The organism is Paenibacillus sp. TAB_01 (assembly GCF_043945595.1).
Taxonomy (GTDB): domain Bacteria; phylum Bacillota; class Bacilli; order Paenibacillales; family NBRC-103111; genus Paenibacillus_S.
Map to the genome: position 1 here is coordinate 2,519,287 of NZ_JBIFNP010000001.1, position 18,119 is coordinate 2,537,405.

Sequence of the window (18,119 nt, forward strand, 5' to 3'; positions counted from 1 at the left end):
ATAAGGAGGAAAAGAAGCCATGATCTCCTGGAATCGATTATTAAACAGAGGGACCTCTGATGAGAGATGGGGACCAACAGTGCCCACAATAATAATACTAACCAGACCCAGGTCAAGCACCTCATCGATCCGCGTTTATCGGAAAACTTGCAATATATCCGGACGCAGCTTGGAAACAGCCCTGATATTACGGTTCGCCAATTTGAAGTGGGAGGCTCCCTAACTCAAGTAGCTGTCGTTTATACCAATGGAGTTACGGATAAGAAGTCGGTGAACGAGTTTATTCTTCATTCCCTGATGATCGATACGGCAAAGGAAACCTTCGACCGCTTGGCCGCCGGGAAAAGCATGTTTGATTTTGTCCATAAAAACGCCTTGACGGTCGGCGAGGTCAAAACGTTGAGCAGCTGGGACGGAGCTATTTTATCCATATTGTCCGGAGATACGGCTATCTTCATTGACGGCTACACGGAAGTTATCGCGTGCGGTACTAGAGGCGGAGAGCTGCGGAGTGTAACGGAGCCTTCTTCTCAATTGGTTATCCGCGGGCCCAAGGATGGGTTTAACGAATCGATAGGTACCAATGTATCTCTTGTACGACGGCGAATCAAGAGCTCTCAATTGTGGCTGGAGACGATGACCATTGGCCGTATGACCCAAACGGACGTCGCCATAATGTATATCAAAGGGGTGGCCAATGATAAGATCGTACAGGAAGTGAAGAAAAGATTGAACGAGATTGATATGGATTCTATCCTGGAATCCGGTTATATTGAACAGCTGATTGAAGATAATTCTTACACTATTTTTCCTACCATATATAACACGGAACGTCCCGATACCGTTGCGGGCAATCTTCTGGAAGGAAGAGTTGCGATATTTGTTGACGGGACACCGTTTGTGCTGATTGCTCCCGTTACGTTTTTCATGTACCTTCAGGCATCTGAGGACTATTATCAGCGATTTGAAGTAGCGACTGCAATCCGGATTTTAAGATACGGAGCGCTCCTTATCTCTTTATTTGTTCCTTCGATTTATGTTGCATCCATTACTTATCATCAAGAAATGATACCGACACAGCTATTGGTCAGCTTGATGGGGCAGAAGGAGAGCGTACCGTTTCCCGCTTTCGTCGAAGCCATTATGATGGAAGTGATCTTCGAAATTTTACGGGAGGCCGGCATCCGGATGCCGCGCGCCATCGGTCAGGCTGTTTCCATCGTAGGTGCGCTCGTTTTGGGACAAGCTGCGGTGGAAGCGGGGATCATTTCTCCTGTGATGGTCATTGTCGTGGCATTGACGGGGATTTCCAGCTTCGCAACACCCAGTTACAGTATGGCGCTTTCGATACGATTGCTGCGGTTTGCGATGATATTTGCTGCCGGATTTCTAGGTTTTTACGGGATCGCCATAATCAGCATTATGATTCTGGCGCATATGTGCGGGTTACGTTCATTTGGGATACCGTATATGAGCCCATTGGGGCCTTTTGTTCTTGAGGACAATAAGGATAACTTGTTTCGTTTTCCCTTAAAGCTGTATTTTTCACGCCCCCACTTGATCAGCCAAAGCAATATTGTAAGAAAGAACGATGGAATAAGCAAATCTCCTCACAAGGAGCAAAACGGAGCGGATAAGCAGTGAAAATGGTAAAGACGGTCTGCATGATCTTATTGGCTTCCATGGCGTTATCGATTACGGGGTGCTGGAATGGAAGGGAATTAAACAATATAGCTCTAGTAGTCGGGATGGGAATAGATAAATCAACGGATAGCCATAAATACCGGTTAACGTTTCAAATCATTATCCCGGGTAATGTCGCACAGGGCTCGAAAGGTACGGGAAGCGGCTTGGAGATAGTCGTTTATTCGGAAGAGGATGCGACCTTATTCGGAGCGCTGCGGAAGACATCGCAGAAAGTGCCGAGACAGCTGTTCTTTGCTCACATTCAGCAATTAGTTATCGGCGAACCTTTGGCTCAAGAGGGGATCGGGGATTTGTTTGATTTCTTTGAAAGGTCTCACGAGCTCCGTATGAACTCGCCTGTTCTTATAGCAAGAGGAACCAGCGCGGAATCTATTCTAAGAGTCATACTGCCGCTGGAAAAGAACCCTTCCTCCGGGCTTGCCAAAAGATTGGAATTAACCAACAAAGTATGGGCGCAAAATGTAGATGTTAACGTAAAGGACATATTAAAGGAACTTCTCGGCCAGGGGGAAGCCGCAATAAGCGGCGTTCAAATCGTAGGAGACCCGAATAAAGGGGAAACGAAAGCGAATTTAGAGCATTCGAAGCTGCCCGCTTATTTCAAGATTGAGGGAGTAGCCTTATTCAAGAATAAAAAGCTTATCAAATGGCTGGATGGAGAAGAATCGAGAGGGACCTTATGGCTTCAGGATAAAATGAAAGGGGCGGTTTTAGATATCCCCTGCAAGAATAAGAAAGAAGGAACATCCATTGAATTGATCCGTTCTAATACCAAAATCCGGGTGGATATGGAGGATGGGCATCCGATCATCCGCATCGGCATAGATGAAGAAGGCATTGTGAACGAGGTTCACTGTCCGATCGATCTAAGCAAACGCAAAGAAATTATCGAGCTTCAGAAGCAATGGGCAAAGCTGACCGAAAAGGAAATCATGCTGGCAGTGAAGGCGGCTCAACAAAAGAAGAGCGATATATTTGGCTTTGGTGAAGAAGTGGAGCGTACCCATCCTAAGCTGTGGAAGGATGTAAAGGAACAATGGCCCGAAATATTTGCCGAGAGCAAAATGGAGGTGCAGGTAAAAGCATTTCTCCGACGTACGGGGATGCGAAGTAAACCATATTTTATGCAGTAACGTTCCGTTTCTTTAATCCGGATTCCGCAGGGAGCCGGTTTTCTTGCGACGGCCTCTCATATAGGTTACGAAAGGAATAAGAAGAGGGAGCAGCAGCAGGATAACGATAACCATATTCTCTTCCCGTGTTGTTACAGAGAACGATTCTTTAAGAATCTCAACAGCTGTCGTTAGATCCATTCCTGTCAGCATGTCTGTTGCGATTAAAAAAGCGATGCTCAATAAAAAAATAGTGATATAAGCAACGACCATTCTCATTTTGGAATCACCACCGTTTCCATAGATTTTCCTGCGTAATAAAGTGTCCATTACCATGGGAACATATCCATGTAATGGATTTTTTTATTTTTAGTATCTATTAAAAAATGAAAAGTATGTTTTGGGCGGGCGCTGCCCATACTTTATTGTAAATACAACTATTGTACTTACAAGGGAGAACCGGCATGGAAATTGATCTAAGAAAACAGATGCTTCTGATGGTTCGGGCGCTGTATTTTACGCTGGAAGAACGCTGGGCTTTGTTGACCCGGAATTATAACATCTCTACGGCGCAGCAGCATGTGCTGTACATTTTGTTTACGAATGAAACGGCTTTGACGGTGACGCAAATCAGCAAAATGGGGTGCTGGCATATTTCCACGGTAACCAGGCTGCTGAAGCCTTTAATTCAAGAACGATACATCGTGGTGTGTCCGGATCCCTTCAGCAGTAAAACAAAATGTGTGGAAATAACGGAAGGCGGAAAAGCATTAGTTCAAGCCATACTGACCGACTTGGTGAATGCAGCGGATTTTCCTTATGATTTATCCGACGTGTCAGAAGAACAAATGAAAGGATTTCTGAGGCTGGGACTGCATATTTTACAAAAGCAAAAGGGAGAAGGCTTCGTCAATTGGGTGCATCAAGCCGAAGTCATCGTGAATTCATAATGAACCTCGAACTGTTGTGCAGATCATACATATAAAAGGGTGTTATACTATTGAGTCTTATGCTGATAACTATAGCCGTATTTAATTTAATCGCATTCTTTATGCCAAAGAAGCTGGAGAAATTGGAGCTCTATGCAACCTCCGCGTTTGCGCTGTGCTTGTCGCTCATAGTAGACATCATTTTCGACTTAAAATACGATTGGTACGGATATTTTGAAAAGGGAGTCCAAATTCCTTTTGTGATCGGCGTCATAGGGGTTTATCCGGCGGTCAATATGATTTTCTTGAACTTTTTTCCGTTCCATAGATCGCTTACGGTAAAAGTATGCTACATTCTGGGCTGCTCCTTGTTTGCAGTAGGGTATGAATGGTTTGCTGACGCCCATTCGACGTTCTTTTACCATAATCAATGGAAGCTGTGGCATTCTGCCGTCACCTATCCTTTTTTATATCTCATTTTGTTAGGGAATCTGAAATGGGTCCGACGGCTTGGAAACAAGGAATAGCGGAGGTTTACCGATCGGCTGTTCAGCAGAAAAGGATGCTGGCGGCTTTTTTTCTGTTGCAATATACAGTCATGTTGTATATAGTGTAAATATACAGTTTAACTATATAAAGTTTGCCGGTATAATTTCGAAAGCTGTGGAGGAAAAGATGAAAAGAGATAAGCATTTACCGCTTACCGAAACCGTGTATTATATTTTGCTGGCGCTGAAGGAGCCTGCGCACGGATATTTGATTATGCAGAAGGTGGAGGAGCTCAGCGGAGGGCAGGTCAGAATGGCGGCCGGAACGCTTTACGGAGCCGTCGAGAATCTGCTGAAGCTTCAGTTTATCGAGCCTGTCGCCAGCGAGGACAGCCGGCGCAAGGTATATGTCATAACAGCTCAAGGAATGGACATTCTGCGGCTTGATTTCGAACGGATGAATCACATGATTGAAGTGACGAAGGCTGCATTAAGATAACCATGGAATGGAGGAAGCCCCGTGAGAAAATTCAAGTTTTTTACCAGCTTCGAGAAGGAGGAGCAGTGGCTGCAAGACATGGCCAGACAAGGCTATGCTTTTACTGGCAAGTCGTTTGGGTACGTATTTCAACTTGCCCAACCTGAAAATACTGTGATAAAAATGGATTACCGCAAGTTTCGAAAGCAGGCGGATTTGGAAGATTACCGCGCTCTGTTCGAAGACAGCGGCTGGCGGCATCTTTCGGGAACGAAGAGCTCCGGCTATCAATATTTTAAAAAGGCGGCCGAAAACGGAGATGAGGATATCTTTTCGGACGTCGATTCCAAAGCCGCCAGGTATAAACGGCTGTCGGATATGTGGATTTCTTTGGCCTCCGCCTTTATTCCCATTTTTGCCGTGCTTATTTCTACAGGTTCTATTAATTCGGCAGCCTTGTTCAACCCGAAATTATTGTATTATACCCCAGGGCTTTGGGAGCAATCGGGAGCCGCTTTCTGGAGAGCCTTTCTGTTTGAGACGCCGTTTGCTGTAGGGCGGGGATTCATTTGGCTGCTCATCCCGGCGATGATTATTTTATATGCTCTGTTTGCTTTCAAAGCGAATCAGCAGTACAAGAGGACCCATGAGGAGATAAGGTAAAGAAAGCCGCGGCAAAGCGGCTGTTGAGCTGTCCCGAAACCGTCAAGTGGTGGGGGACTCCGGTGGGATATCCTCCTCCAGCCGCTGTTAAAATCCGTGAATGTGATGAGAATTTGCGGTATTTTCACGGATTTTAAAGGCGGACGTAAACTCTTCCGGAAGATACCCCACCTGCGTCTGTGCTCATTTTTCACTTAATGAGGGTTTCGGGACAGTCTGAAAAGCCGCGGCAAAGCGGCTTTTTCTTTTGTTAGAAATTACCGCTAAACCCCTTTGGTTTTCCATGGTAAGCTAGTGCTGAAACCGCAGGAGAGAAATTTTTCTTATTCAATGTTTCCATCTGTTTGTGATATGATATGGAGTCATAGCTCGCATTCAGAAATTCATGACATCATGTCGATTAAACCATAAGGAGTTCATCCATGAATGATCTTTTCACGGACTTCTTGACGATTCTTTTGCCGACCTACTTTTTCTTTTATATGGCCATTACGTTGTACTCCCGAAACAAGAAAAGCCTGCTGAATCGGGTTGCAGCGCTGCTTATGCTGTCTTTTCTGTTTTATTTTCTTGGCGAATATATTAAAACCTCCTTGCTTCCAGAGTATCAGATGCAGATTGTTCTTTATGGAAACGGTCCCATGCTGCTCTTGATGATCTGTTTTCTGGTTCATCTGTGTGTTCTTGTCGGCCGGCCGGTTACCGCTCCTATGCAGCGGTGGCTGTACCCGATCTATGCGGCGCCTTTCATATCATTAATAATTATGCTGCTCAGCAAGGATCACCGCGTCCTGTTTAACCCGAACGTAACGGACGGGCGTAGCCCGCTGGACCCGCTTTTTCTTTTTCTGACCCTTCTGTATGTAGCCGGCTATATTCTGCTGTCGGTCGTCATCCTGACGGTATCCTGGCTTCGCACCAAGGAAGCAAAGAGAAGGCGGCTCTTGCTTTCGCTGCTTACCGGCTTGTTCGGTTTGTTTGCGTGGTTTATGCTGGTGACCGTTCTATTGGAGTCCGCCTTCTTAACCAGCCGGGAGTCGATGGTATTGTATTTTATCGGTTATTTATTATGGGGAATTTCCCTGCGAAATGTGATAGGCAAATATGATTTTCTGCCTGATTATCGGAAATTGTTTCACATCCTGTTCGGATCGGCTCCGACCGCCATCCTGCTTCTGGATAGAAAAGGAGGTGTCCGGGAGATGAACCCCCGCGCGCAGCAGCTGTTCGAAGGACTGCCGTCTCAGGATATCGCAGAGCTTCCGATTTGTGATGAAACGCTCAACTTGAAGGATAAATTGGCGTTGTTCTTGCAGGATGGCAAGAAGGAGCCCCATTGGGAAGTTAGCCTAAGCCATCCCCGGACAGGCCCGATGGATTTGATTGTCGGTCTCGATTTGATCAAGGAAGCGGACGAGGAGCTGCTGGTGATGCATCTGACGGACGTTACCTCGTTGAAAGATACGAAGCGCAAATTAATGGAATCCGAGCGCAACTACAAATATTTGGCTCATCATGATGCGCTGACGGGGCTGTATAATCGAGTGGCCATCCAGGAGCGGCTGCAGCAAAAGATGGCGGGCGGCCAATCGTTTGCCCTTGCTTTGATCGATCTGGACAATTTCAAGCAGATCAACGATACTTACGGGCATCTGGTTGGGGACAGCTACCTGCAGCATGTGGCCGGCAGCCTAAGACGTTATGCCCAGCCGGATGACTTGATAGGACGCATCGGCGGGGATGAATTTATAATGATCATTCCATTTGCGGACGAAGCGATTGATCCTTACCATGAGGCTCACCGCCGGTTATCGCCTTTGCGTTCCCATTCTTTCCGGCATAACGACGTCGAGCTGCCGATCTCGTTCAGCGCAGGCGTCAGCTTGTATCCGAAGCATGCGTCCGATGTGACGTCGCTTTTGAACAAAGCGGATGAGGCGATGTACGGTGTAAAAAGAAGCGGAAAGCGCGGCATTTCCCTATTTTCAACGAACCCAAATAAGCTGCCTTGAGAAGCGGATCTCAAGGGCAGCTTATTTGTACAGGAAATCATATGATTGCGTTGGAACCGCTATGAATGGCGGGCTTGAAATCAGATCTTATAAGAATCGTAATAAGCAACCTTTAAATCGATAATGTTCAAATTTTTTTTCAAGTCATCGATTTGCCTCAGCACTTCTTTACGGTGAGAGATGATGATATCCCGGCGCGCTTCCAAGGTTTCTTCGCCTTCCATGGCCATGGTGATATATTTGCGAATTTCTTTAATCGGCATTCCCGTATTTTTTAAACAGCAGATCAGCTTGACCAGATCCAGATCGCGCTCCGAAAAGACCCGGTTCCCCGCTTCATTGCGGCCGACAAAAGGCAGCAGCCCCTCTTTATCATAGAAACGAAGGGTGTGTGCGGTCAGATCGCAAATCACAGCGACCTCGTTGATACTATACATACAATCGTCCCCCTCTGGCACCGGCTATAGATACAGTTAGACTTCGATAAAACTCTAAGTGTTCGCCTGTAGTATATCGAAGAGCCGGCTGCTTTACAACCGGTAAAGTAATCGATCTATTCATTTTAGTTATACATCCATCAAATAATATATTATTAATGGAAGAGTCGGCTGTGTATACTTAAGCTACCAAAGGAGGTTTACTCACAATGAAGAACAAGAACGCAACAGGGAAAAGAGTGCTGCTGTTCACGAGTCTGACATGTCTTCTCTTGTTAGCTGCCTGCTCTGAAAGCATAGCACAGCCGAGCGGCGGCTCGCACACCATTGCCGTGGAGGTGAAAACAGTACAAGAGGTGCTGCAGCCCGGACGGGCCATTCTGCTTGACGCTCATATAGCGGACGGAACGAACCGCGTGGTAGAGGCGAACGATGTCCAATTCGAGATTTGGAAGAAGGACGCCGATAAGCATGAAAGGGTCCAGGCATCCCGCTGGCTCGAAAATACGTACCGCACCCGGACAAGCTTTCCGCAAAGCGGAACTTATTATGTAAGCGCACAGGTGAAGAGCGAGGGGACAGAGCACGTCACCCCGCCCAAAGAGCTGGTAGTTCAGGACATTCTTCCAGCCAAGAACTAAAAAGCGTACTGCTATAGATAAAATTAACAGAATATTCAGATAATAAAATCTTAGGCTCAACCTGTCATCCTGCACAGTCCTAAAGCGGGCCAGGGATTTCACGCATGCTGTCGGGTGCTTCTGAACACATGATTACTCCATGCTTCTGATGACACGAATACTCACGTTAAACTCCACGGAATCTTTCTTCCATGGAGTTTTTTTGTTTTGTGTTACTATGCTTGGGGGAATCCGGCCGGATGATCTGTTCAAGCTTTATTATTAAGCACGATCGAAATAAAATCGCGGATATATCCTTCCAGATAGGCGGGCTCATGAGAGCAAAGCACGATCTTATTGATCAGCCGGACACCCTCTACATCCACCTTGGCGAGCTCGCCGCGCCGAATAAATTGGCTTGCCACCAGCAGCGAAACATAGCTGGCGCCGTACCCCGCCACTACCGCTTGAATCGTTTCGTTCAGTCCGTCAAATTGCAGTTCGATATTGGGCGGATTTACCTGCTGGGCTCTGCACACTTCGATCAGCCGCTTTTTTGTCGTGCTGCCTTCTTCTCTCATAATAAACGGTTCCTTGATCATTTGTTCCATGGATATCTGTTGATTGGCATATTGATGGTGGGGCGAAACGACGAATACGAATTCATCGCTGTACAGCTCCAAGCAGTGCAGGGAATGGCCGGTTTGGTTCGTTATATTGCTGTCTCCAAAAATTGCGATATCCACCTCAAAATGAGTCAAACGTTCAAAAGCGGCTTGGGAATTGACCGTTGCAATCTCCACGGCGACTTGGGGAAATTGCTGCTTGAACAAAGACGCCCACTTGGGGATAAGGACGCTCGTGGCAAGATAGTTGCCGGCGATCCGCAGCTTGCCATGAGGATGCTTGTGATAATCCCCGATCATGCTTCGAATCTGTTCTTCTACGATAAACAGCTGCTCCGTCGGCTTGAACAGCTTCTGACCGAATGGCGTCAGAACCAGGCTTCTGCCTTTTTTTTCGAATAAAAGGATGCCGTACTGCTTCTCGAAATTTCGTATTTGCGCTGAGATTGCAGGCTGGCTGATGTTCAGTTTTTTGGAGGCTTCGGTAACGCTGCCAGCCAAGGCTACTTCATAAAACAGCATCAAGGCGTGCAGATTGATCGACATGTCAGCACCTTCTAACGATTCTCTTGATACCAGGATCTCAAAACTCACTTCTATCTTTCCCAAATTAAGGGGGATCCATCTGCGGTTCTTAGAAATCGGTTGGCGACAAAAAAATCGGAATGGATGGTTACGAGGCAGAACAAAACCATTATATTCGGATTAATTTCAAAGAAAGAAAGGCGCAGGGAGCTTTTCGATCCTATACCACAGGCTTCCTGTTTTCCATTGTCTTAACCGCCGTCCCGGCAGCGGTAGTTTGGGGAGAATGGCTTGCCGGAAACATGAAAGCAATCGTATTGATGGCAGCCGCTGTGCTGCAGCTGATCGTCCAGCTGGTTTACTTCATGCATCTGCGGGAGGAGAAAAAGCCGCGCTATAATTTGATTTCGCTGTTTCTGGGCATCGTGATTCTGATCGTCATTGTGGCCGGATCGATGTGGATTATGCTGTACAACACGGTCGCCGTATAGAATGTGAAACGGCAGTTTCGTTCCCATTACAGGGACACGCTCCGATAAGAGGCCGTTTGCAAAGGATAACTTTAATGGAACCAGTCACCGATAATATGCAAAAGACGCTTCCAAACCACGGCATACGCGGGAATGGAGGCGTCTTTTCTTGAATATTCAGGTCAAACAAGGAGGATACGAAGAACCGCTACTGGAAAGACCGCAGCGCTTCGGCGAATCTGGCGATGCCCGTAGCGATTTCCTCCGTTTTCGGCCGGGCATAAGTAAGCCGCACATAGCCGGCATCCGAGCCATATACGCTGCCCGGCACGAATACAACGCCTCTTTTGACCGCTTCTTCCAGCAGCCTGCCGTCAGGCACCTCCAGCTGCAGCTTACACCAGAGGTGCAGGCCGCCATGGGGAGCTGTCCATGTTACGAGGTCCGGCAGCTCCTTTTGCAAAGCTTCGACCATCAGGTCCTTTTTAAACTGCAGCTGCATACGCAGCCGTTCCAGGTGAGGCTGGAAATAGGAGGACTTGATAAATTGGGCAGCCACCTGCTGGGGGATCACGCTCAGCCCGAAATCCATCTGCTGCCGTGCATCGGCGAGTCTCTCCACAATGGATTGCGGGGCCACCATCCATCCGATGCGCAGACCGGAAGCGGCGATTTTGGAAAAGGAGCCGATATAGAGGATGGAGCCGTTCGAATCCATCGCTTTGAGCGGCTCCGGTGCGGCCGTCTCGTACGCGGTTAAGCTGAAAGGGTCATCCTCCACAATCGGCAGACCCAGCTCGCTCGCAACGTCGAACAGCTGCTTCCGCCGCTCCATGCTCAGCACCGTACCCGTCGGATTCTGAAAATTCGGGTTCATGAACACCATCTTGATCCGGTGCTTCTTGTACAATGAGCGGATGTCCTCGGGACAGACGCCGTGCTGGTCGACGGGAAGCCGGAACAAGCGGAGACCGGCCGATTGAAACATCGGCAGGGAATAGCAGTATGAAGGATCTTCAATCGCAACGGCGTCTCCCGGAGACAATAAGCATTGGGTAATCAAATATAACGATTGCTGCGACCCCGATGTAATCATAATGGACGATTCGGTCGTATGGATGCCCCGGTAATCCGCGAGATATTGTACCAATGCCTGGCGAAGCGGGATATATCCTTGCGGATTGTCGTAGCCCAGGTAGGAGGTGTAGCGATGCTCGCTCATAAGGGCTGCGATCTCCTCAATCGGGGCTAAATCGCCCGACAACTCGCCGCTGGCCATATCGATCAGGGAAGTCTGACGTGTCAGCGCTTCCCGAATTTTGCGCATAAAGGGCAGGTTCGGCAAAAAGCTGCCGCCCTCCGCATACCGGCTCCAATTCGGAGTATGCTTCGGCAGTGCTCCCCATTTGGAGGTGCTGACGCGCGTGCCGCTGCCTGTCCTACTTTCAATGATTCCCATCGAACGAAGCTCCGCAAAAGCCAGGACGACCGTGCTTCGGTTAACCCCCAGCTGCTCCGCTAATTTTCGTTCGGAGGGGAGCAGGCTTCCCGGCGGAAATTCCCCGTAAGAAATTCTTGTTTCCAAATGGTCGGCAATTTGTTCATAAAGAGGTTTTTTGCTGTGCCGGTCGGGCTTCCACATCATGTCACCGCCTTGATCTGTAAGTAATCGCTTCTGTGATTTTATCATAACACTTCCCCGCCGGCATCAAACCGTTCATTTTCATCCTAAGCATGACAAATATTTATCTATTTGTTGAACACGGATGGATGGGAAAGCAATTGGATGGGAAAATTGTTTTTCATTTGGATGTTTTATTTCCTGCCTTTATCCTTTATCATAGTAAACAAATCGGAATTTATATTTTTGCATCGAGAAGGATTGGAAGGGATGACGTTATGGTCAAGGGCTTAGAGGGAAAAAGAGTGGTCATCACCGGTTCCCGCAAACTGCAGGAGCTTAGCGAGATTATTGCAAGGCAAGGCGGGATCCCGCTTATTCGTTCACAGCAAGGCATGCTGGTGCTGCAGGAGAGCGAGATGGAAGCGGATTTGTTCCGCTGGCTCGCAAACGGGAGCGACTGGTCTGTCTTTACTACGGGAACCGGGCTCGAGGCGCTGCTTCAGCAGGCCGAACGATTGGGGGCCCGCGATCGGCTGCTGGATCGGATCGGCTACTCGAGGGTTGCAGCAAGAGGTTACAAAACGTTAGCCTTGCTGAAGCAACTTGGCATTCAACCGGACGTTACGGATGAAGACGGGACGATAGAGGGGCTGCTTCGCTCGCTTCAGGCTTGGGATTTTGAAGGGCGGAGGGTGATGATCCAGCTCCATGGCGAACCGGTGCCTGCGCTTACCTCCTTTTTAGAAAGCAAAGGCGCGGCAGTTCATGCTCTGCTTCCCTATAGTCATGTGCCGCCGGATGAGGCTGTGTCCTCCGAGCTTTGCAGCGAAATTGCGGAGGGCTCCGTCGATGCGGTTTGTTTTACAACGGCGGTGCAGGTTCGATATTTTTACACATATGCCGGCAAGCGCGGCTATACTTCGCTGATCAACGAACGGTTCCGTGAGCGCGTGCAGGCGGTTGCTGTAGGAAGAGTAACGGCGGATGCCTTGAAGGAACAGGGCGTGAAGCGGGTATTGGTGCCCGAGAAGGAACGGATGGGTGCCATGATTATCGAGCTGGCGCAGTACTATCTATCACTGGTAGAGCGGGGGCGAGTCTAGTGGAACACCGTTACATCAATGTTGCTGTCGTTCAAGCGGCACCGATTTTGTTTGATAAACAGTCGGCCATGGACAAGATCGCAAGCATGACGCGGGATGCGGCAGAGCAGGGGGCTCATTTGGTCGTATTCCCTGAGGTCTTCCTTCCGGGATACCCGCGGGGGTTAAGCTTCGGGGCCAGGGTAGGCAGCCGCACAGCCGACGGAAGAAAGGACTGGGAGCGCTACTGGGCCAGCTCAATCGATATTCCGGGGGCTGAAACGCAGCTTATGGGCGAATTGGCAAAAGAATGCGGCGTTTATCTGGTCGTTGGCGTTGTGGAACGCGACCAGGAATATAGTACGGGCACCTTGTTCAACTCGATGGTGTACTTTGGGCCGGACGGAGCACTTCTGGGCAAGCACAGGAAGCTGGTCCCGACCGGCTCCGAGCGTCTTCTCTGGGGACAAGGGGACGGCAGCACGCTGACGGTGATCGACTCTCCATTCGGCCGCATCGGCGGATTAATTTGCTGGGAAAATTATATGCCTCTGGCGCGGACGGCTATGTATGCGCAAGGAGTCACTATTTATATCGCGCCCACGGCGGACGCCCGCGACACTTGGCAGTCCACCATTCGGCATATCGCTTGCGAAGGGCGCTGCTATGTCATTTCCTGCAACCAGTTTGCCACCAAGGCTTCCTACCCGGCCGATCTAGCTTACTATGAGGACATTGAGCAGGACGCCGATATTCTCAGCAAAGGCGGAAGCGCCATTGTCGGACCGCTGGGCGAGTATGTCGCCGGCCCGCTCTACAACCAGGAAGATATTTTGTTTGCCACATTGGATTTGTCGGCCATTACGCAGAGCCGGTTTGACTTTGACGCGGTAGGCCATTACAGCCGTCCGGATGTATTCCAGCTGGTTGTAAACGATCGGAAGCAAGAGATCGTACGGTTTACCCGGTCCTAAGCCTGATTGGGGAAGGAAGAGGCGTGAATAAAGCCGCAGGCCGCTGACGGGAAGGTTTCAGGGGGAAGGGAACTGTCCAATCATGCTGGACAAACGTCAGTGTTCACCCTTGCGAGCGGACTCCCGTCTCCGTTATTTTAGTAAGGAATCCGCTCGCAACAGCGATTGGAACAATATCCGGCTGCATAGTGAATTGGGCAGCCAATTCTGTTTTAATGAAATGGGGTGTCCCAAGAGCATCAGCGATGTTTTGGGACAGCCCTTATTTTTGCTGTCCATATAATGAAGAAAACTGTCTTGACAGTTGAAGCGTTGTGCTGCACTCTTATTAAAGATGCTTGAACCCGCCGTTTGGCAGCGGGAGGGCAGGACAGCAGGACAGCAGGACATTAGGGCCGTCAAATCCAGAGCAGTGAGACGAAAGGTGCGGAGTAGCATGAGTTTATGGGTCCGAGAAAAGTCCTTTTACAAAAATTTTTTTCTGTTGACTTTGACTATAGGACTGCAGAACGTGATATCCTTCGGCGTTAACCTGTCCGATAATTTGATGCTGGGGGGCTACAGCGAATCGGCGTTGTCCGGCGTGGCGATTGCGAACCAGATTCAATTTATTCTGCACATGCTGATTATGGGCGTCGGCGAGGGCGTAGTCATTATGGCTTCGCGGTATTGGGGCGCCAAGGATTTGGAATCGATCAAGAAAGTCGCAAGCATCGGGATGCGTCTTGCGGCCTGTTTGAGCTTGATTTTATGGGGAATCGTCTGCTTTATGCCCGAACAGTGCCTGTCGCTTTTTACGAATGGTACGAGCGTTATCGCCGAAGGCACCCGTTATTTGCAAATCATTTGCTTTTCTTATTTGTTTTTTGCCGTCACCAATTTGCTGCTTGCATCCTTGCGGAGTGTGGAGACCGTGAAAGTCGGTTTTATGGTGTCGGTTTCGACCTTGATCATCAATGTCTGCTTGAATTACCTTTTGATTTACGGGCATGGGGGCTTTCCGGCTATGGGCGTACGCGGCTCAGCGATTGCTACGTTATGCGCAAGGATTATCGAGTGCCTTATTGTATGCGTTTACCTTAAAGCATTTGATCGGAAGATCAGGTTTCAGCTGCAGCATTTCTTCCGCAAAATAGATTTGACCTTGTTAAAGCAATATATCAAAATCGGGTCGCCGATCCTGATGTCCAATGCGGTCTGGGGAGCAGCGATGGCGACGCAAACCTCTATTCTTGGGCATATGGGGGAGGCCGCTATTGCGGCCAACAGCGTAGCAACCTCTGCGTTCCAGATCGTATCGGTAATTACCTATGCATCAGCGAGCGCGACGGCCGTCATCATCGGCAAAACTATTGGCAGAGGACAGCTTGACAGCATCAAAGCTTATGCCAAGACGCTGCAGATTTTATACGTCATTATCGGATTAGGCACCGGAGCGGTTTTGTTCGTTGCCAAAGATTTTATATTAAGCTTTTACAGCATCTCGGTCGACGCGAAAACGCTTGCGCTGCAGTTCATGACCATTCTGTCCATTACCGTGTGCGGAACGGCTTATCAGATGCCTTCTTTAACGGGGATTGTGCGCAGCGGCGGGGATACCCGCTTCGTGCTGTACAACGACTTTATTTTCATGTGGCTGGTCGTTCTTCCGGCTTCGGCGGTCTGCGCATTCGTGTTTGACCTGTCTCCTGTCATCACGTTTATTTGTCTCAAATCGGACCAGATTCTGAAATGCTTCGTAGCGATCGTGAAAGTGAACCGGTTCAGGTGGATTCGTGTTTTCGATACCGAACCCAGCGGCAAGCTGAAGGCTTAAAGTCCGGTTTTCTGGCAGCGAAGCCTGCAAATGGCAGCCTTATGTCAACGGGCGTCTCGTTCCTCCGTACATCGAAGGAAGTGACGCCCGTTCTTTTTTGAATATTCGATGGATGTACTTTTTACCAATTTTTGGTATTTTTTGGTAGAATAAAGCTTGTGACTTTATGTTTGTGCAATTCTGAATGGAGTCCATTACTAATGTTATCGCGGGAGGAATAAACCGGAATGATGATTAAAGTTGACTTTTCCCTTTTCCAGCAATATATTTCCTGCTCATCGGAGATAAGCGGGCAGATCGAACAGCTGCAGCATGATTTCTTGGAATGGATTTATAATAAACAGATCGATCATCCATATTGGGTCTATAAAGATGGCAGCAAGTTCGGTGTCAATTATAGAGCGGATGCTTTTCTCTACTGGCTTAACCGGATCCGGTTTAATCATACCGTTGCGGAGCTGGTAGAAGCGGGTCCTGACGCCTCGGATCAAGCAGCGAAAACCATTTGGTTTTAATATAAGAGGGGGCTGTCATGTACTTAAAGAAACTGAATCATCAATGGTCAGCGTTCCTGGAAGCCCATGGAATCTGCAAAAGGATGATCATAGCGAATACAACCAGGCTTAATCCTTTTGCAGGAGCTTACATGCTTGAGCTTCAAATTGAAGCTAAGCGGTTTCATTTATACCACACGCTGGACCGCACCGATTACGAATTGCGAATATTGGACGAAGCCTATGAAAATACGGGCTTTGAAGCTGTATTAGGTATAAGTGAAGACGGCTCGAGAGCCTTCCTGGCTTTGATCAATCAGTTTATGCTGCAAAGCTATGCGGGTATCCAAACATCCGTCGACTGTTCCCAGGGATTGGAGCAAGCCAAGAAAGCGATTCAAAACGTGCGTTTATACCATCGTTAAATGGCTGTCACTCGATTCCGTCCCTTGTGCTTGGATTGATACAAGCTGTCGTCGGCCTTTTGATACGTCTCGGTAAATGTCGAGCCGTCCGGGCTCATCCAGGACACCCCGATGCTTACCGTACATTGAAGAAGATTGCCGGAAGCAGCGTCTTCGATAACGTTTTGCTCAACGTTGCCCCGAATGACTTCCGCCAGCATAAGCGCCTCCGCCAGTTCGATGCCGGGCAAAGATACGGCAAATTCCTCGCCGCCCATTCTGCCTACAATACCTAGGCCACCTACCGTTTCACGCAGGATGGCCGCCACTTTCGTTAATGCCCGGTCTCCGGCCTGATGGCCGTATTGGTCGTTAATGGCTTTGAAATAATCAATATCAATCAGCATGAAAGACAGCGGCTGATTGCGGCTCATGTATTCCGAGGTCGTCTCAAGCAGGCATTGCCGGTTATACACCTGCGTCAATCCGTCAATGTTCGCCCGGCGTAACAGCTCGGTTTCGTAGGCAATCCGTTCGCTGATATCGGTGAAAATAAACAGGGTTCCGGCTCGCCGGCTTCTCGGTCCGACGGGAATGATACTGACGGAGTAATGAAAGGGAGCGGCATCCAGCTGTAATTCCCGCACCTCTTGTGCCACAGCATGTTCATAATGCTCAAGCAGCCTCGGCTGATGCTCAAAGCAAGCCCATATGCTCTTCCCCAAATGCTTTCTCGCATACGCAGGACCGCCCAGCCGTTCCAAAGCCTTGATAGCGGATGGATTCATGTCCAGGATAATCCCATGCGTGTCCGCGACCACAACTCCTTCTTTCATATGCTCAATGATTGTATCTTTAGCCAAGGGGCGCACGCGCAGCAGCTTGTATTGAAATACCGCCAAGCATAGAAGCAGCCCGCCCGGCACGTTGGAAACGGAGATACTAACCTCCACGTTCAAAAGCTGTGCCGGCAAGGTAATGATGTAGGGAATGATCGAACTGATCAGGATTAACCCGTATTGAATGCGGTTATAGCGGGACACGGTTCTGAAGCAGTATAAGAGTCTCAAGGTGGCGAGCAGTCCAATAATCCGCGCAAATGCAATAAAGAACAAGCTGAAGCCTGTTGACTGCAGTTGAATTCTTGTTAAATATCCGAACGGCTCAAGAGTCATCTGGCTTCGCATCAAATGATGGGACGAATCCGTAAAGATCAGAAGCAAATAAACGATATTGGGCAGGCTGATCCATCCTAATTGTCTTCGAACCTTTTGCCGGTCGACTCCCGTCATGATCATGGACCATGCCATAAAAAGAAAGAGGAATCGCAAATAAAGGAATTTGCTCGATATTGCGCCACATCAGCTTCATTGCCATTCCCGAAGATAAGAGCTCCGCTGCGCTCGATAAAGCCAGAAGGGCGTTGAGCAGCATCAATACGATGAAGTAGGATGCTCCGGGAGCGTTACGGAAACGTATGGTATACAGCATCAAGGCCAGAAATATAAAAAAGCTGAATAGTGTTGTGAAAGGGATTTGAAGTAGCACGATGTTAACCTCGTGTTTAGGAAGTGTTAGATAACTTTTAAGGATTGTTTAATAGATTCATAATAACACGTTTCCAGCAGACAAAGAACAACCGGATGAGAGCAAAATTT

The 18,119-nt window shown here is 48.6% G+C and carries 19 protein-coding genes and 1 pseudogene; 14 read left to right on the top strand and 6 right to left on the bottom strand.

Annotated features, from left to right (window positions below; genetic code table 11):
* Positions 1 to 66: 66 nt before the first annotated feature.
* Both ACHHV8_RS12285 and ACHHV8_RS12290 read left to right on the top strand, forming a co-directional pair.
* A complete protein-coding gene (locus ACHHV8_RS12285) occupies positions 67 to 1,644 on the top strand; it encodes a spore germination protein (RefSeq protein ID WP_395158518.1) in 1,578 nt (525 codons plus the stop codon).
* Positions 1,645 to 1,646: 2 nt separating this feature from the next.
* Positions 1,647 to 2,840: a Ger(x)C family spore germination protein gene (locus tag ACHHV8_RS12290; protein ID WP_395163483.1), complete on the top strand. Its 1,194-nt coding sequence runs from the start codon at positions 1,647 to 1,649 to the stop codon at positions 2,838 to 2,840.
* A gap of 12 nt (positions 2,841 to 2,852) precedes the next feature.
* On the opposite strand, the gene ACHHV8_RS12295 is transcribed toward ACHHV8_RS12290, so the two are convergent.
* The gene (locus ACHHV8_RS12295) at positions 2,853 to 3,155 is read right to left on the bottom strand and encodes a YczF family membrane protein (protein WP_395158519.1); all 303 of its coding nucleotides are present in this window, start codon (positions 3,153 to 3,155) and stop codon (positions 2,853 to 2,855) included.
* Positions 3,156 to 3,283: 128 nt separating this feature from the next.
* On the opposite strand from ACHHV8_RS12295, the gene ACHHV8_RS12300 reads away from it, so the two are divergent.
* The 5 genes from ACHHV8_RS12300 to ACHHV8_RS12320 all read left to right on the top strand — a co-directional run bounded on the left by ACHHV8_RS12300 (position 3,284) and on the right by ACHHV8_RS12320 (position 7,389).
* Positions 3,284 to 3,769 (top strand): MarR family transcriptional regulator, encoded by a 486-nt coding sequence (locus tag ACHHV8_RS12300; RefSeq protein ID WP_395158520.1) that lies wholly within the window; start codon positions 3,284 to 3,286, stop codon positions 3,767 to 3,769.
* Positions 3,770 to 3,828: 59 nt separating this feature from the next.
* On the top strand, positions 3,829 to 4,275 hold the full coding sequence (locus ACHHV8_RS12305) for a CBO0543 family protein (RefSeq protein WP_395163484.1): 447 nt from the start codon (positions 3,829 to 3,831) through the stop codon (positions 4,273 to 4,275).
* A 148-nt stretch (positions 4,276 to 4,423) separates the two neighbouring features.
* Complete coding sequence (locus tag ACHHV8_RS12310; protein ID WP_395158521.1) at positions 4,424 to 4,735, top strand: PadR family transcriptional regulator; 312 nt, start codon at positions 4,424 to 4,426, stop codon at positions 4,733 to 4,735.
* 21 nt (positions 4,736 to 4,756) lie between these two features.
* Positions 4,757 to 5,377 carry a DUF2812 domain-containing protein gene (locus tag ACHHV8_RS12315; protein ID WP_395158522.1) on the top strand — a complete coding sequence of 207 codons (621 nt, stop codon included), beginning with the start codon at positions 4,757 to 4,759 and terminating at the stop codon, positions 5,375 to 5,377.
* Between the two features lie 422 nt (positions 5,378 to 5,799).
* The gene (locus ACHHV8_RS12320) at positions 5,800 to 7,389 is read left to right on the top strand and encodes a sensor domain-containing diguanylate cyclase (protein WP_395158523.1); all 1,590 of its coding nucleotides are present in this window, start codon (positions 5,800 to 5,802) and stop codon (positions 7,387 to 7,389) included.
* An 80-nt stretch (positions 7,390 to 7,469) separates the two neighbouring features.
* On the opposite strand, the gene ACHHV8_RS12325 is transcribed toward ACHHV8_RS12320, so the two are convergent.
* The gene (locus tag ACHHV8_RS12325) at positions 7,470 to 7,826 is read right to left on the bottom strand and encodes a MerR family transcriptional regulator (RefSeq protein WP_395158524.1); all 357 of its coding nucleotides are present in this window, start codon (positions 7,824 to 7,826) and stop codon (positions 7,470 to 7,472) included.
* Positions 7,827 to 8,035: 209 nt separating this feature from the next.
* Between ACHHV8_RS12325 and ACHHV8_RS12330 the strand changes: the two genes are divergently transcribed.
* Complete coding sequence (locus ACHHV8_RS12330) at positions 8,036 to 8,467, top strand: FixH family protein (RefSeq protein ID WP_395158525.1); 432 nt, start codon at positions 8,036 to 8,038, stop codon at positions 8,465 to 8,467.
* 248 nt (positions 8,468 to 8,715) lie between these two features.
* Here the strand turns inward: ACHHV8_RS12330 and ACHHV8_RS12335 are convergent, their stop codons facing one another.
* Positions 8,716 to 9,618 carry a LysR family transcriptional regulator gene (locus ACHHV8_RS12335; RefSeq protein ID WP_395158526.1) on the bottom strand — a complete coding sequence of 301 codons (903 nt, stop codon included), beginning with the start codon at positions 9,616 to 9,618 and terminating at the stop codon, positions 8,716 to 8,718.
* A 119-nt stretch (positions 9,619 to 9,737) separates the two neighbouring features.
* Here ACHHV8_RS12335 and cyoD point away from each other — a divergent pair, with 119 nt between their 5' ends.
* Positions 9,738 to 10,088 (top strand): cytochrome o ubiquinol oxidase subunit IV, encoded by a 351-nt coding sequence (gene cyoD / locus ACHHV8_RS12340; RefSeq protein WP_395158527.1) that lies wholly within the window; start codon positions 9,738 to 9,740, stop codon positions 10,086 to 10,088.
* A gap of 187 nt (positions 10,089 to 10,275) precedes the next feature.
* Here the strand turns inward: cyoD and pdxR are convergent, their stop codons facing one another.
* Positions 10,276 to 11,709, bottom strand: coding sequence for a MocR-like pyridoxine biosynthesis transcription factor PdxR (gene pdxR / locus ACHHV8_RS12345; protein ID WP_395163485.1), 1,434 nt, complete (start codon positions 11,707 to 11,709; stop codon positions 10,276 to 10,278).
* Positions 11,710 to 11,966: 257 nt separating this feature from the next.
* Here pdxR and ACHHV8_RS12350 point away from each other — a divergent pair, with 257 nt between their 5' ends.
* The 5 genes from ACHHV8_RS12350 to ACHHV8_RS12370 all read left to right on the top strand — a co-directional run bounded on the left by ACHHV8_RS12350 (position 11,967) and on the right by ACHHV8_RS12370 (position 16,482).
* Entirely contained in the window at positions 11,967 to 12,794 is an 828-nt protein-coding gene (locus tag ACHHV8_RS12350; RefSeq protein WP_395158528.1) for a uroporphyrinogen-III synthase, read from the top strand.
* On the top strand, positions 12,794 to 13,747 hold the full coding sequence (locus ACHHV8_RS12355) for a carbon-nitrogen hydrolase family protein (protein ID WP_395158529.1): 954 nt from the start codon (positions 12,794 to 12,796) through the stop codon (positions 13,745 to 13,747). Before ACHHV8_RS12350 ends, ACHHV8_RS12355 begins: the two co-directional genes overlap by 1 nt.
* A 436-nt stretch (positions 13,748 to 14,183) precedes the next feature.
* The gene (locus tag ACHHV8_RS12360; protein WP_395158530.1) at positions 14,184 to 15,563 is read left to right on the top strand and encodes an MATE family efflux transporter; all 1,380 of its coding nucleotides are present in this window, start codon (positions 14,184 to 14,186) and stop codon (positions 15,561 to 15,563) included.
* Between the two features lie 227 nt (positions 15,564 to 15,790).
* Positions 15,791 to 16,078 carry a hypothetical protein gene (locus ACHHV8_RS12365; RefSeq protein WP_395158531.1) on the top strand — a complete coding sequence of 96 codons (288 nt, stop codon included), beginning with the start codon at positions 15,791 to 15,793 and terminating at the stop codon, positions 16,076 to 16,078.
* 17 nt (positions 16,079 to 16,095) lie between these two features.
* A complete protein-coding gene (locus tag ACHHV8_RS12370) occupies positions 16,096 to 16,482 on the top strand; it encodes a hypothetical protein (RefSeq protein WP_395158532.1) in 387 nt (128 codons plus the stop codon).
* Here ACHHV8_RS12370 and ACHHV8_RS12375 read toward each other — a convergent pair.
* Together ACHHV8_RS12375 and ACHHV8_RS12380 are read right to left on the bottom strand one after the other, a co-directional pair.
* On the bottom strand, positions 16,479 to 17,753 hold the full coding sequence (locus tag ACHHV8_RS12375) for a histidine kinase N-terminal 7TM domain-containing diguanylate cyclase (protein WP_395158533.1): 1,275 nt from the start codon (positions 17,751 to 17,753) through the stop codon (positions 16,479 to 16,481). The genes ACHHV8_RS12370 and ACHHV8_RS12375 overlap by 4 nt on opposite strands.
* Positions 17,754 to 17,802: 49 nt before the next feature.
* Positions 17,803 to 17,952: pseudogene (locus ACHHV8_RS12380) on the bottom strand (hypothetical protein); the annotation flags it as partial.
* Positions 17,953 to 18,119: the final 167 nt, after the last annotated feature.

Coding starts and splice junctions, on each gene's coding strand:
- ACHHV8_RS12370 (WP_395158532.1), top strand. CDS start 16,096: ATGTACTTAAAGAAACTGAATCATCAATGGTCAGCGTTCCTGGAAGCC.
- ACHHV8_RS12365 (WP_395158531.1), top strand. CDS start 15,791: ATGATGATTAAAGTTGACTTTTCCCTTTTCCAGCAATATATTTCCTGC.
- ACHHV8_RS12350 (WP_395158528.1), top strand. CDS start 11,967: ATGGTCAAGGGCTTAGAGGGAAAAAGAGTGGTCATCACCGGTTCCCGC.
- ACHHV8_RS12305 (WP_395163484.1), top strand. CDS start 3,829: ATGCTGATAACTATAGCCGTATTTAATTTAATCGCATTCTTTATGCCA.
- ACHHV8_RS12335 (WP_395158526.1), bottom strand. CDS start 9,618: ATGTCGATCAATCTGCACGCCTTGATGCTGTTTTATGAAGTAGCCTTG.
- cyoD (WP_395158527.1), top strand. CDS start 9,738: ATGGATGGTTACGAGGCAGAACAAAACCATTATATTCGGATTAATTTC.
- pdxR (WP_395163485.1), bottom strand. CDS start 11,709: ATGTGGAAGCCCGACCGGCACAGCAAAAAACCTCTTTATGAACAAATT.
- ACHHV8_RS12290 (WP_395163483.1), top strand. CDS start 1,647: ATGGTAAAGACGGTCTGCATGATCTTATTGGCTTCCATGGCGTTATCG.
- ACHHV8_RS12325 (WP_395158524.1), bottom strand. CDS start 7,826: ATGTATAGTATCAACGAGGTCGCTGTGATTTGCGATCTGACCGCACAC.
- ACHHV8_RS12310 (WP_395158521.1), top strand. CDS start 4,424: ATGAAAAGAGATAAGCATTTACCGCTTACCGAAACCGTGTATTATATT.
- ACHHV8_RS12330 (WP_395158525.1), top strand. CDS start 8,036: ATGAAGAACAAGAACGCAACAGGGAAAAGAGTGCTGCTGTTCACGAGT.
- ACHHV8_RS12300 (WP_395158520.1), top strand. CDS start 3,284: ATGGAAATTGATCTAAGAAAACAGATGCTTCTGATGGTTCGGGCGCTG.
- ACHHV8_RS12295 (WP_395158519.1), bottom strand. CDS start 3,155: ATGGTAATGGACACTTTATTACGCAGGAAAATCTATGGAAACGGTGGT.
- ACHHV8_RS12320 (WP_395158523.1), top strand. CDS start 5,800: ATGAATGATCTTTTCACGGACTTCTTGACGATTCTTTTGCCGACCTAC.
- ACHHV8_RS12285 (WP_395158518.1), top strand. CDS start 67: ATGGGGACCAACAGTGCCCACAATAATAATACTAACCAGACCCAGGTC.
- ACHHV8_RS12375 (WP_395158533.1), bottom strand. CDS start 17,753: ATGACGGGAGTCGACCGGCAAAAGGTTCGAAGACAATTAGGATGGATC.
- ACHHV8_RS12360 (WP_395158530.1), top strand. CDS start 14,184: ATGAGTTTATGGGTCCGAGAAAAGTCCTTTTACAAAAATTTTTTTCTG.